Annotated in this window: 10 protein-coding genes and 3 tRNA genes; 10 read left to right on the top strand and 3 right to left on the bottom strand. The window is 69.5% G+C overall.

All coding sequences use genetic code 11. From position 1 onward, the window contains the following. The first annotated feature begins 61 nt into the window (after positions 1–61). Positions 62–1,588, top strand: a complete 1,527-nt coding sequence (locus G9Q41_RS19740) for a M28 family metallopeptidase (RefSeq protein WP_165633744.1) — start codon at positions 62–64, stop codon at positions 1,586–1,588. Positions 1,589–1,881: 293 nt separating this feature from the next. Here G9Q41_RS19740 and G9Q41_RS19735 read toward each other — a convergent pair whose 3' ends face one another. Continuing rightward, positions 1,882–2,664: an ABC transporter permease gene (locus G9Q41_RS19735; RefSeq protein ID WP_092524846.1), complete on the bottom strand. Its 783-nt coding sequence runs from the start codon at positions 2,662–2,664 to the stop codon at positions 1,882–1,884. Continuing rightward, the gene (locus G9Q41_RS19730; protein ID WP_092524844.1) at positions 2,661–3,644 is read right to left on the bottom strand and encodes an ABC transporter ATP-binding protein; all 984 of its coding nucleotides are present in this window, start codon (positions 3,642–3,644) and stop codon (positions 2,661–2,663) included. The genes G9Q41_RS19735 and G9Q41_RS19730 overlap by 4 nt, the downstream gene beginning before the upstream one ends. 318 nt (positions 3,645–3,962) lie before the next feature. Between G9Q41_RS19730 and G9Q41_RS19725 the strand changes: the two genes are divergently transcribed. The 5 genes from G9Q41_RS19725 to G9Q41_RS19705 all read left to right on the top strand — a co-directional run bounded on the left by G9Q41_RS19725 (position 3,963) and on the right by G9Q41_RS19705 (position 7,948). Next, positions 3,963–4,047: transfer RNA gene (locus G9Q41_RS19725), tRNA-Ser, on the top strand. 286 nt (positions 4,048–4,333) lie between these two features. Next, on the top strand, positions 4,334–4,951 hold the full coding sequence (locus G9Q41_RS22780) for an NPCBM/NEW2 domain-containing protein (protein ID WP_165638176.1): 618 nt from the start codon (positions 4,334–4,336) through the stop codon (positions 4,949–4,951). A gap of 507 nt (positions 4,952–5,458) precedes the next feature. After that, positions 5,459–6,298: a L,D-transpeptidase gene (locus tag G9Q41_RS19715; RefSeq protein WP_165633742.1), complete on the top strand. Its 840-nt coding sequence runs from the start codon at positions 5,459–5,461 to the stop codon at positions 6,296–6,298. Positions 6,299–6,371: 73 nt separating this feature from the next. Next, positions 6,372–6,881: a hypothetical protein gene (locus G9Q41_RS19710; RefSeq protein WP_347567618.1), complete on the top strand. Its 510-nt coding sequence runs from the start codon at positions 6,372–6,374 to the stop codon at positions 6,879–6,881. Between the two features lie 230 nt (positions 6,882–7,111). Next, positions 7,112–7,948 (top strand): methyl-accepting chemotaxis protein, encoded by an 837-nt coding sequence (locus G9Q41_RS19705; protein WP_207631500.1) that lies wholly within the window; start codon positions 7,112–7,114, stop codon positions 7,946–7,948. Positions 7,949–7,964: 16 nt separating this feature from the next. Here G9Q41_RS19705 and hisC read toward each other — a convergent pair whose 3' ends face one another. Then, positions 7,965–9,017 carry a histidinol-phosphate transaminase gene (gene hisC / locus G9Q41_RS19700; RefSeq protein ID WP_092524836.1) on the bottom strand — a complete coding sequence of 351 codons (1,053 nt, stop codon included), beginning with the start codon at positions 9,015–9,017 and terminating at the stop codon, positions 7,965–7,967. A 308-nt stretch (positions 9,018–9,325) separates the two neighbouring features. Here hisC and G9Q41_RS19695 point away from each other — a divergent pair, with 308 nt between their 5' ends. From G9Q41_RS19695 to G9Q41_RS19680, 4 genes are all read left to right on the top strand, one after another. Further along, positions 9,326–10,030 carry a dienelactone hydrolase family protein gene (locus tag G9Q41_RS19695; RefSeq protein WP_092524834.1) on the top strand — a complete coding sequence of 235 codons (705 nt, stop codon included), beginning with the start codon at positions 9,326–9,328 and terminating at the stop codon, positions 10,028–10,030. Positions 10,031–10,192: 162 nt separating this feature from the next. Then, positions 10,193–12,187 carry an acetoacetate--CoA ligase gene (locus G9Q41_RS19690; RefSeq protein WP_165633741.1) on the top strand — a complete coding sequence of 665 codons (1,995 nt, stop codon included), beginning with the start codon at positions 10,193–10,195 and terminating at the stop codon, positions 12,185–12,187. A 113-nt stretch (positions 12,188–12,300) separates the two neighbouring features. After that, positions 12,301–12,388: transfer RNA gene (locus G9Q41_RS19685), tRNA-Ser, on the top strand. 39 nt (positions 12,389–12,427) lie between these two features. Then, positions 12,428–12,500 (top strand) — tRNA-Arg (locus G9Q41_RS19680). Positions 12,501–12,609: the final 109 nt, after the last annotated feature.

Genomic DNA, 12,609 nt, shown 5'->3' with positions numbered 1-12,609 from the left:
CGGGGATTCCTCGTGGACTCTCGTTCAACACATATCACCCGAACCGGGGAGCATGATGAGAGTGCGCAAACTCCGATCAGGACGGCTGGTTCCGGCGCTGTTCACCGCCGGTGCCGTCGCGGCGGCCGCGGCCGTGCCCGCCGCAGCCCTGCCGCAGCACAACGCGGGGGCGCAGGGCGGACCGACCGTCAACGACGTGAACCGCCACCTGGTCGCCCTGCAACGCATCGCCGACCGAAACGACGGGACGCGGGCCTCGGGAACACCCGGGTACCAGGCCAGTGTGGACTACGTTTCCACGGCTCTTCGGCGAGCCGGATACGAGGTGTCCACTCCGGAATTCGAGTACACCAAGTACCAGCTCGACTCGATCTCCCTCGACGTCGCCGGTAACCCGGTCGAGGCGGACGCCCTGGAGTATTCCCCCGCCACCCCGGACGGCGGGATCCAGGCCCCGCTGGCGGTGACCCCGGTCGACGATTCCACCGGTTGCCAGGCCGCCGACTACGAAGGCGCCGACGTGAGCGGCAAGATCACGCTGATCAAGCGCGGAGCCTGCACCTTCGCCGAGAAGCAACGCATCGCCTCCGAGCAGGGCGCCAGCGCGGCGATCATCTACAACAACGCCGAGGGGCCGGTCAACGGCACGCTGGGCGGAGCCGACGCCGGGGTCATCCCCACGGCGGGAGTCGACGAGCAGACCGGTGCCGAGCTGGTCGAGCAGGCGGGGGCCACCGCGAAGCTGGACCTGCGGGCGAAGTTCGAGGAGATCACCACCGAGAACGTGATCGCCGAGACCCGCACCGGACGTGAGGACAACGTCGTCATGGCCGGGGCGCACCTGGACAGCGTGGACGTGGGCGCGGGCATCAACGACAACGGCACCGGAAGCGCCGGGCTGCTGGAGACCGCGCTGGAGCTGGGCGGCGAGCCCGATGTGAACAACGCGGTCCGGTTCGCCTGGTGGGGCGCCGAGGAGTCCGGGCTGATCGGCTCCACCGAGTACGTCGACGGGTTGAGCTTCCAGCAGCAGCTCGACATCGCGATGTACCTGAACTTCGACATGATCGGCTCGCCGAACGCGGGCTACTTCAGCTACGACGGGGACGACTCGGACGGCGTCGGCGCGGGCCCGGGGCCGCACGGCTCGGGCCAGATCGAGCAGGACTTCACCGCGGCGATGAAGCGCCAGGGAGTCGAGATCGAGGGCACCGACTTCAACGGTCGCTCCGACTACGGGGAGTTCATCGCCAAGGGCATCCCCGCAGGCGGACTGTTCACCGGAGCCGAGGGAGTCAAGACCGAGAAGCAGGCCGCCAAGTGGGGCGGCGAGGCCGGAGTGGCCTACGACCCCAACTACCACGCGGCCGGTGACGACCTCGACAACGTCGACCGCCGGGCGCTGATCCGCAACACGCGGGCGATGTCCGAGGTCGTGGGGCACTACGCGCAGACCACCGAGGAGGTCAACGGCATGCGGAGCAGGCAGCAGCGGGCTGAGCTGCGGCGCGCTGCCATGGCCGAACCGATGGGGCTGAACGAGGCGCGGGAGTCGCACGGGCACTCCTGCCAGCTGCCGTTGAAGTGACCCGGTTCGCGCCGAAGTGACCCGTTCTCCGCCGAAGCGGTGGAGTGAGCGGGAGCCGAGCCGCACGGTTCGGCGCGGACGGCCACGGGGCGGGATTCCCAGCGTCCCGCCCCGTGGCTTTCTCCCGGCGAGCCGTGGGCCCGCACCAGGTGCTCTCCGCCCCACCACCTTCCCGGACGGGCACTCCCGGCGAAGGGGAGCGTGGTTGCCCGATGTCGGGCACCCGAAGCGAGAGCCCACGAGAGGTTCCGCCAAGTAACCATCCGGGCAAACCGCGCCGCCGAACGTTCACCTCAGTCCAGAGCGCGCCGCAGGAAGAACTTGATCCCGGCCGCCCCGAACACCAAGCAGGCCAGCAGCAGGGCCAGCACGCACACCCACGGGGCCATGTGCGGGACTTCCGGCAGCAGGGCGCCCCGCATGCCCTCGCTGACGTAGGTCAGCGGGTTGAAGGCGCACACGATCTGGAACCAGCGCAGGTCGTGGAGCTGCGCCCAGGGGAACTGGCTGGCTCCGGTGAAGATGAGCGGGGCCAGGATGACGGCGAACATGATGTTGATCCTGCGGGGCGGCACGGCCGCTCCGACGGTCAGCCCGACGGTCCCGCCCGCCAGCGAGCCCAGCACCATGCACAGCACGGCGAAGGGCAGCCCGGACAGGTCCCAGCTGACCCGGCCCAGCATCAGCAGGCCGATCGGGAACATGAGCAGGGCGGCGAACAGGCCGCGCAGCGCCCCGAACAGCATCTTCTCCACGGCCACCCAGCTGATCGGCAGCGGTGCGAGCAGTCTGTCCTCGATCTCCCGCGAGTAGGAGAAGTCCAGCACGAGCGGGAAGGAGGTGTTCTGCAGCGCCACCAGGAACGCGTTGAGCGCGATCATCCCGGGCAGCAGGATCTGGGCGTAGCCGGGTTGGGTGTAGCCGAGCTGGCCCAGGACCTTGCCGAAGATGAACAGCAGCGCCACCGGCTGCACCAGGACCTGGGCCAGAAAGCTCGGGAGTTCGCGCCCGGTGACGAACACGTCCCGCCCCAGCACGGCCGTGAACGCGCGAAGGGATGTCGTCGTCGTGCTCACCGCATGTCCCTGCCCGTCAGGTCGATGAAGACGTCCTCCAGGCTCGCCGAGCCGAGAGCGAGGTCGGTGACGGTCACGGCGCGTTCGTGCAGCCGCGCGGCCACTGGCCCGAGCAGTTCGGTCGTCTCCCCGGCGACGTACAGCCGCAGCCTGGTCTCGTCCGGGGCGCCCGCGCCGCTCGGGTGCTCGAGGCGTTCGACGTGCCGGATCCCGGGGATCCCGGCGAGCGCGTCGCTCGTGGCCTCGGGGGTTCGGCCGCTCGGGCGGACCGTGACGTCCATGGTCCCGCTGCCGGGCAGCGATCTGATCAGTTCGGAGGGGGTGTCCACGGTGAGCATCCTGCCGTGGTCGACGATGCCCACCCGGTCCGAGAGCTTCTCGGCCTCGTCCATGTCGTGGGTGGTCAGCACGACGGTGATTCCTTCGGAGCGCAGGTCCGCGATCCTGTCGTGCAGGAACAGCCTGGCCTGCGGATCCAACCCGGTGGCGGGCTCGTCGAGGAAGAGGACCTCGGGGTGGTGGATCAGCGCCCTGGCGATCATCAGGCGTTGGGACTGCCCACCGGAGAGGTCGTCCACCCGGGCCTTGGCCTTGCCGGCCAGGCCCATCCTGTCGAGCAGCTCGTCGGCGAGCGCGTGCCGCGTGGAACGTCCGACCCCGTGGTAGGTGGCGTGGAACAGCAGGTTCTGCCGCGCGTTCAGGGAGCGGTCGAGGTTGACCCGCTGGGGGACGACCGCGACCTTGGTCTTGGCCGCGACCGGGTTGCGGCCGACGTCGATCCCGCCGATCTCGACCTTGCCCGAGGTGGGGACGATGCGCGTGGTCAGCACCCCCACCGTCGTGGTTTTGCCCGCTCCGTTGGGGCCGAGCAGGCCGAAGATCTCGCCGCGGCGCACCCGGAAGCTCAGCCCGTCCACGGCGTTGTTCCTGCTCTTGGGGTAGCGCTTCACCAGATCGGCCACGTCGACGGCAGTTGTCACCGGCCTTCCCCCCCCTGGAGAGTGCGCGGGTTGGTCCGCTCGTCCCGCAACCGTCCCGCCCGAGCGGGTGCTCGCCCGATCCGCGCGGGCCCCGCGGCGAACGTGGCAGGTGCGCTCCGCCGAAAGTATACGTGCGCGGCCTGGTTCGAAAGTCGGTTCCGCCCCGCCCGGCGCTGGTCCCGCCCCGCTCGTGCCCGGGACCGCCGCGGGGAGCGGCCTCCTGATCGGCGCGGAGGTGGCGCGCGGAGGTGGTTGGTTCGCGCGACCACGGCCCCCGGCATTGGTGCGGGTGGGCGTGGGCCGCTACGCTACGGCCCCGGAAGCGTGGCAGAGCGGCCTAATGCACTCGCCTTGAAAGCGAGCGGTCCGAGAGGGCCCGCGGGTTCGAATCCCGCCGCTTCCGCCGCTGTGATCGGAGAACCCCGGTGGTGCGCTCAGCTCGCCGGGGCTTCCCGCCGGCTCCCGGCGACTCGTCTCGGGCGACGTGGTTCCACCGGACGTGTGGCGGTGTGGCCGGCGCGTCCGGCTCCCGGATTTTTCGACGATTTCGGACACGGGAGATCGCGCGCCCAGTACTCTCACGACTCGTGGGGTTCCGAAAGGGGAGGCGGTCGACGTACCGGCCGTCGCGGAGCAGCGGGACTGCGGGCCCCGGGCGAGTGGACGAGCACGCCACGGTCCGGGCTGCCGTGATCAGTCGTCGCGGAGCCGTCGTCGCCGCGGTGATCACCGCGTTGGTCACGCTGGTCACCAGTTCCGTCACTGTCTACTTCACCACGCGTGCCGAGCAGAAGCAGTCGGAGGCCTCGGCGAGCACGACGCCCAGCACGGTCACGGAGACCGTTACGCGGACCCGCGGGCAGCCGGGTTCCGGAGGTGCGGACGAGGAGCCGGAGTCGGATGCGGCTTCCCCCGCGGAGGCGGTTCACCTTGCCGACCGGCAACCGGACGACGGAAAGATGTACTGGGAGCGCGGCGAGGTCACCGTGGGCAAGCGGAAACGCCCGCGTGCGCTGACGATGGACAGCAGCTGCTCGGACGGTTACCCCGTCGGGTACAACATCGACCGGAACATGAGCACTTTCCGCGCCGAGGTCGGCCTGGCCGACCACGAGGATTCCGGTACCGCGGTCACGTTCGCGGTGCGCGTCGACGGGGATCCCGCGGGAGCTCCCGTGACGGTCCGGGTCGGCGAGGTGGCCGAGCTGAGCGCGGACGTCAGCGGGGGATTTCGGGTCTCGGTCCGCGCGGATCCGCGGGAGTGCGTCGGGGACGCGGTGTTGATCGACCCGGTGCTGCTTCCCTGAAACCGCCCGGTGCCCGGTGCCCGGTGTCCGGTGCCCGGTGCCCGGTCGTCCGGCGGCTCGCACGGCTCGGGAAGAACGCGGCGCTGCGGTGTCGTGGGTGACACCGCGTGAATGGGAGTGCCTTATTTTTCGCTCGGTCGAGTGAGGAGTGTTGCGCGGTCGACTTTCCTGGGTGATTAGCCCTTTCTGTGGAGGCGTGTGGTTTTATAGCTCGATAGGGTGAATTTTTGCGGGCGATTACCCGAAAAGCTTTCCCTGTTGATCTTCACGCGTGGCGAGAAGTTGATTTTTGCGCTGGTCAACAACGCAGCGCCGGGGATCTCCGCCTCGGGGAGGGGTGGGCGTGTCCCCGGTTGCTCGGCAGCGATGATCGGTTAATCTTCGCTCGGAATCCGATCGTTCTTGCGGTCGGTTTTCCGGCACCGGTCGGACTCGAGGGGCGATGACCCTGCTCGGGAGGGGCCGGTGCGTACCGCGAAGGCAGGCGCAGTCACGAGGACGTTTTCGATGGAGTTCGCGAGAATCGGCTCCCCCGGTTCCGTATTCGGGGGAGTTTCCCCGGTACGTCGGTTGGTGGCGGTTTCCGCTGTTCTCCTCGTGCTGCTGTTGGGCGGTTGCTCGGACGCCCCGTCCGAGCCGGCTCCGGTGGACGCGGCCACTCCATCCACTACTCGATCCACAGTGGACCTGTCCGCGCTTCCGAAGGCGACCACCTTCGGCACTACCCCCGACGCGCCGTCCGATCCCGCTCCGAACGAGGGGACGAACGGCGTGGTGCTGCGTGTCGAGCAGGACACGGCGGTGTACGACTCGGTACGTGGCAAGGCGATCGCCCGATTGCCCGCTCGCCAGTTCAAGTCCCCCACCTGGGTCCCGATCGTCGCCGAACGCGGTGATTGGGCGCGGGTCCTGCTGCCTTCGCGGCCGAACGGTTCGACCGGCTGGGTCCGGTCGGAGAGCGACAAAGTGCACAAGGCGCGTTCCCGACACGTCGTGAACGTCGACGTGGACGCTCGCCGACTGGTGGTGCTCAAGAACGGTCGCGAGATCGGTTCCTGGGAAGTGGGCGTGGGCAAGAAGGCGAGCCCGACCCCGAGGGGCCGCACCTTCATCCTCGCCTCCATCCGGGAAACGGTGAACGATTACAGTCCGATCGTTCTGCCGCTGGGCACGCATTCCGAGACCTTCAAGACCTACGGAGGTGGTCCCGGAACAGTGGCGTTGCACGGTTGGCCGGATCCGGGCGTCTTCGGTTCCGCGAGCAGCGACGGTTGTGTCCGCGTTCCCGCGGACGCGCTGTCCCTGCTGCGGTCGTTGCCGCTGGGAACGTTGGTCCGGCTGCGCTGAGTGGGCGGATGACGAGCCGCTGAGTGACTCGTCGAGTAGGGAATCCGCAAGAATCCGAAAAGGAAGTGTAAGAGTGGGTAAGAAGACATACTTGGCGGGGAGCGTGGCCGCGACCGCGGGTCTCCTGCTCGCGGGCACTCCGTCCTTCGCCGACAGCGCCGACAACGACGGGATCAACGTCGGTAACGGCAACAACGCCAGCGTTGCGCCGATCCAGCTCTGCGGCAACGACATCGCGGTGCTCGGTGCCGTCGCTTCCGTGCTGTCGCCGGAGTCCGCGGAGTGCGTCAACGCCCCCGTGGTGGACCACCCCTCGACCGGCGGGGACGAGGACAAGCCGCACGACCCGGACGATCCCGACAAACCTGACGACCCGGACAAGCCGGATGATCCCGACAAGCCGGATGAGCCGGACAAGCCTGATGAGCCGGATCAGCCGGACAAGCCCGATGAGCCCGAGAAGCCGGGCGATCCGGACGAGCCGAAGCAGCCCGACGAGCCGAAGCAGCCGGGTGGCGAGGAGGAGCTGCCCAGCGCTCCCACCCCGGAGAGTCCCGAGGGGCACGCGGCCGTGACCGGCTGACAGCCCGGCGGATTTCGCGATCCGCGGGTGCGGATGCCCGGAGCGGCCTCGGGTGCGCCGGCCTGCTCCGTTCGCTCGTGAGGTCAGCCCTGCGCGCGCATCCGGACCGGGCGCCGTGCTCCGTCGACGAACGGGGCACGGCGCCGCTCCGCCTCCTCGCCCCGGCAGTCGGAGACACGGTTTCCGCCGTTCGGTGGTGCTCCCTGCTCCCGCGCGGGCACAGTGGGTGCATGATGATCGCTATTCCAACGCCGGGCGAGGTCGCCGGGATGGCCAGGGCGACCGTAGGGCGTGCCGTGAACGTGGCCGGAACGGCGGCCGCGGTCCCCGGCAGGGTGGTCGGTCTGATCGACGAGGCCGAGCGGCTGGTCGAACGGGTAGGTGAAATCGTCGAACGCGCGGACGGAATCGTCGAGCGCGTGGCGGGAACGGTGGACGAGGCCGAGGGGATCGTCCGCCACAGCAGTCAGGTGGCCGCTGCGGCCGAGGAGACGGTGTCGGCGGCCGAGCACATCTCGACCTCGGCGGGCGCGGTCGTCGCCAAGGCCGAGAGCGTCTCCGCCCGCGCGGCGGAGACCGTGGAGCGCGCCGAACGCACGACCGAAACGGTGGACGGGCTGCTCGCCGCCTACGAACCCACCGCGCACCGGGCCGCCCCCATGGTGGAGAAGTTCGTCGCCGAGCTCTCGCAGAAGGAGGTAGACGCGGCCATCAGGCTGGTCGACGAGTTGCCGGTGCTGACCGAGCACGTCCTGTCGGACATCCTCCCGATTCTGCGCACTCTGGACCGCGTCGGGCCGGAGATCCACGAGCTGCTGGAGGTCTCGTACGACGTGCGCAGGGCCATCGTGGGAATACCCGGTTTCCGCTACTTCCGCAGGCGCGGTCAGCAGCGGTTGTCCGACTCCGGGGAAGCCGACGTGGCCGAACACCCCCTCCCGGGAGAGGGAAGCACCTCGCGGGAGTCGGAACTCCCCGCCGAGGAGCGACGTCCGGCAGCGGAGGACGCCCGTCCCGCCGAGGAAACCCCTCACGGGAGCACGACGGAGCAGGCGCCCGAGCGCTGAGCGGCGTTGGGCGGCGTCATCCCGCGAAGGAAGCGGCAGCCTCCAGCAGGGCGTCGTTCTCCGGGGGAGTGCCGACCGTGACGCGCGCCCCGTCGCCGGTGAAGGCGCGAACCACCACGCGGTTTTCCAGGCAGTGCTCGTTGAAGGCCTGAGTCCGCTGCCCGAGGGGGAGCCACACGAAGTTGGCCTGGGTCGGCGGAACTCGGTAGCCGAGCTCCAGCAGCCGGTCCCGAACGCGTTTCCGCTCCGCGACCACTTCGGCGCAGCGCTGCGCGAGCTCCTCGCGGGCGCCCAGCGAGGCCACCGCCGCGGCCTGGGCGACCGCGTTGACGCTGAACGGGATGTAGACCTTGCGCAGCGCCTCGGCGACCTGGGGAGGTGCTACCGCGTACCCGACGCGCAGTCCGGCCAGGCCGTAGGCCTTGGAGAAGGTGCGCAGGGAGACGACGTTGTCCCACCGGCGGGTGAGTTCCACCCCGTCGGGCGCCTGCGGGTCGTCGACGAACTCCCGGTAGGCCTCGTCGAGGACCACGAGCACGTCGGACGGAACCCGCTCGAGGAACGCCACCAGCTCTTCCTCGCGCAGCGCCGTTCCGGTCGGGTTGTTGGGCGTGCAGACGAAGACCACGCGCGTGGATTCGGTGATCGCCGCAGCCAGCGCGTCCAGATCCAGGGCGTTGTCCGCGGTCAGCGGGACCCGCACCTCCTCGGCCCCGGCGACCTTCGTCAGGATCGGGTAGGCCTCGAAGGAGCGCCACGGGAAGACGACCTCCTCGCCGGGCGCGCACATGGCCTGCACGATCTGCTGGCACAGCGCCACGGAGCCGCAGCCGACGGCGAGTCGCTCGGTGGGCACGTCGAGGCGCTCGGCCAGCGCGTCCACGAGCTCGGTCGCGGCCATGTCGGGGTAGCGGTGCACCTCGTGAGCCGCGTGCGTGATGGCTTCCACCACGCTCGGCAGCGGTCCCCGGGAGACCTCGTTGCTGGCCAGCTTCGTGGAACCCGGCACGGTCCTGCCCGCCACGTAGGCGGGGAGGCTGTCGAGGTCGGCACGGACGCGCACGCTCATTGACCACTCCTTGATCGTTCCGCGACGGCCTCTCCGGCCGCGGCCCGAGACTATCCCCTCCGCCGGACGCGTCCGGAACCAATGGGAGCGCTCGCGCTCTCCGCGGATTTCCCGGTGGCGAGCAGCCCGGGAGGTGGGGTCGCTCGCGAGATGGCGGCGCGGGGCGTGGAGCGGGCGTTCGCGTGAACCGGTCCGCGCAGCGTCCTAGACCGAAAGGGGGAAAAAATCGGCTGCGCACACCATTCAGTCACTCCATTTCGTCACACAGCGTTGACGTGTGCTTACCCCGGCATGGTTCCCTGCGCAGTATGATCGAAACCAGGACCGACACCATCGCGCTCACCGACGGCACGCAACTCCGGCTGACCGTCGCCGAACCGGAAAACGTAGTACGTGGTGGGATCGTGGTCCTGCACGAGGACAAAGGGGTGACCGAGCGGATAAGGATCATCCTGGCCGCCCTGGCGGAGGAGGGCTGGCTCACGGTGGCCCCGCACCTCTACCACGGGGAAGGCAGCGAGACCTCCGAATCGGAGACCGCGGAACCGTGGGTGGCCGAGCGCGTGCGGGGGCTTTCCGGGGAGTCGGTGCTGGCCGACACCGACGCGGCCTTCGTCTGGTTGGCCGACCGGGGAGTTTCCGGTGAGCACCAGGGGATCATGGGCTTCGACATCGGGGGGACGGCTGCTCTGGTCGTCGCCGCGAGCAGGAGGCTCGGCGCTGCCGTGACCGTGGGCGGCGGCGGGATCGTCACCCCGCTCTCGGTGGGGCTGCCCCCGCTGGTCGAGATCGCGGAGGAGGTCAGCTGCCCGTGGCTGGGGATGTACGGCGAGATGGACTCGCACATCCCTCCGGAGGAGATCGACAAGCTCCGCTCGGCCGCCTCGGGGGCCGGTGTGATCACCGATGTGGTGCGCTACTCGCGCGCCGATCACCGCTTCGACACCGATCCCGAATCGGCGGAGGAGGCCTGGCGCCGCGCCCGCAACTGGTTCGATCTGCACCTGAGGTGACCCCGAGGCTAGTCGGTCCCGCGAGGTCCTGCCCGCCGCACCGGCGGGGCGCTCCCGGAGCGGGATTCGCCGGGCCGTCGACCGGAGTCGTGCGGAGTGAACTCCGAATTGCCCGGGCGTTACCTATAGCTCAACCGGGTGGTGGTGGGTTAGGAAGCTGTTATGACTTCAAGCACTTCCGCGGACAGCACTCCCGAACTGCTCTGGCAGCCCTCGCCCGAGCGGGTGAGCGAGACCGGCATGGCCCGCTTCCGGGGGTGGCTGCGTGAGCAGCGGGAGCTCGACCTGCCCGACTACCGCTCGCTGTGGCGGTGGTCGGTCGACGATCTGGAGGGCTTCTGGTCGGCGGTGGCCGACTTCTTCGGGGTGGCCTTCTCCGATCGCGGGCAGCGCGTGCTGAACGCGGAGACCATGCCGGGAGCGGAGTGGTTCCCGGGGGCGCGGTTGAACTACGCCGAGCACGCGCTGTCGGCGGGCCCCGGCAAGGACGCGCAGGACACGGCCGTGGTCTTCGAGCGGGAGGACGGGCGCCGGGAGGAGCTCACCTTCGGTCGGCTGCGCGCCGCCGTGGCCGCGGCCAGGGCGGGGCTGGTCGAACTCGGGGTGCGCCGGGGTGATCGGGTGGCCGCCTTGGCCCCGAACAGTCCCGAGACGCTGGTGGCCTTCCTCGCGACGGCCAGCCTCGGTGCCGTGTGGTCGTCCTGCTCCCCGGACTTCGGGGTGCGCGCGGTGGCGGACCGCTTCGTGCAGATCGAGCCGAAGGTCCTGATCGCCACGAACGGTTATCTGTACGGAGGTCGCCGGTTCGACGTGACCGAGACCGTCCGGCAGCTGGAGGAGCAGCTTCCGGGGCTGGCGGCCACCGTGCTGGTCGACTACCTCGACGACGCCGCGGAGCTGCCGGGGACCGCGGACTGGTCCGAGCTGCTCGAACGGCACGCCGGTGCCGAGCTCTCCTTCGAGCGGGTCGCCTTCGACCACCCGCTCTGGGTGCTGTACTCCTCCGGCACCACCGGACTTCCGAAGGGGATCGTCCACGGGCACGGCGGGATGGTGCTGGAGCACCTCAAGGTCGTCGGGCTGCACTGCGACCTCGGGCCGGGTGACGTGTTCTTCTGGTACACCACCACCGGCTGGATGATGTGGAACTTCCTCGTCGGTGGCCTGCTGACCGGCGCGACGGTGGTGCTGTACGACGGGAGCCCGATGTATCCGGGCACGCACGGCCTCTGGGAGGTCGTGGCCCGGTGCGGGGTCAACTACTTCGGCACGTCAGCGCCGTTCATCCAGACGTGCCGCAAACGCGGGTTGATCCCCGGGCAGGACTACGACCTGTCCGCGCTGCGCACCGTGGGCTCGACTGGGGCCCCGCTCACCGGGGACGGGTTCCGGTGGATCGCCGAGGCGGTGGGCCGCGACGTGCAGATCGCGAGCGTGTCCGGGGGCACGGACCTGTGCACCGCTTTCGTGGGGGCTTCGCCCGATGTTCCGGTGTGGTTGGGCGAGATCTCCTGCCCGATGCTCGGGGCCGCGGTGGCCGCCTACGACGAGCGGGGCGGAGAGGTGCTCGAGGAGGTCGGTGAGCTGGTGCTGACCAAGCCGATGCCGTGCATGCCGGTGTACTTCTGGAACGATCCCGACGGCAGTCGGATGCTGGAGGCCTACTTCGACACGTTCCCCGGGATCTGGCGGCACGGGGACTGGGTGCGCGTCACCGAGCGCGGTTCGCTGGTGATCTACGGCAGGAGCGACTCCACGCTCAATCGCGGTGGTATCCGGATGGGCACGGCCGAGTTCTACCGCGTGGTCGAGAGCTTCGAGGAGGTGCTGGACTCGCTGGTCATCGACACCTCCGGAGCGGGGGAGACCGACGGGGAGCTGCTGTGCTTCCTGGTGCTGGCCGAGGGCGCGGAGCTGTCCGCGCTGACTCCCCGCCTCAAGGAGGGGCTGCGCGGCGAGCTGTCCCCCAGGCACGTGCCGAACAGGTTCGTCCCGGTGGACGAGGTGCCGTACACCCTGAACGGGAAGAAGCTCGAGGTTCCGGTGAAGAAGATCCTCGCGGGGGGCGCTCCCGAGCGGGCGGTGAGCACCGACGCCTTGCGCAATCCGGACTCGCTGGCTCCCTTCATCCGCATGAGCGGCGAAAAAACCGGCTGATCCAGGTGGCGGGCGGGTCGCCTGCCGGGCTCGTGCGCGAAAGGTGACCCCCCGTTGAAAACGCCGCGACGGCGGTGTGTATAGTTCTCATCAGTGGCAAAGAGGAAACACCCGGAGGCTTCGCCTAGTCTGGTCTATGGCGCCGCACTGCTAATGCGGTAGGGGTAACCCCCCTCCCGGGTTCGAATCCCGGAGCCTCCGCTGGGACTCCCACGTCAGTGGGAGTTCACAACTGAACATGCGCCCGTAGCTCAACGGATAGAGCGTCTGACTACGGATCAGAAGGTTTGGGGTTCGAATCCCTACGGGCGCACGTCTGGTCGAGACAGCTTGAAACCCCCGGTTCGCTGGGGGTTTTTTGCTGTTCGGGGACGATGGCTCCGTGGGGGTCACGGAGACGGTCGCCAATTTGCTGCCAACTT

Origin of the sequence: Actinopolyspora sp. BKK2 (assembly GCF_011291845.1) — a bacterium.
Taxonomy (GTDB): Bacteria; Actinomycetota; Actinomycetes; order Mycobacteriales; family Pseudonocardiaceae; genus Actinopolyspora; species Actinopolyspora saharensis.
Note: the sequence above shows the minus strand (reverse complement) of the source record. Positions and strands in the feature narration are given on the sequence as shown.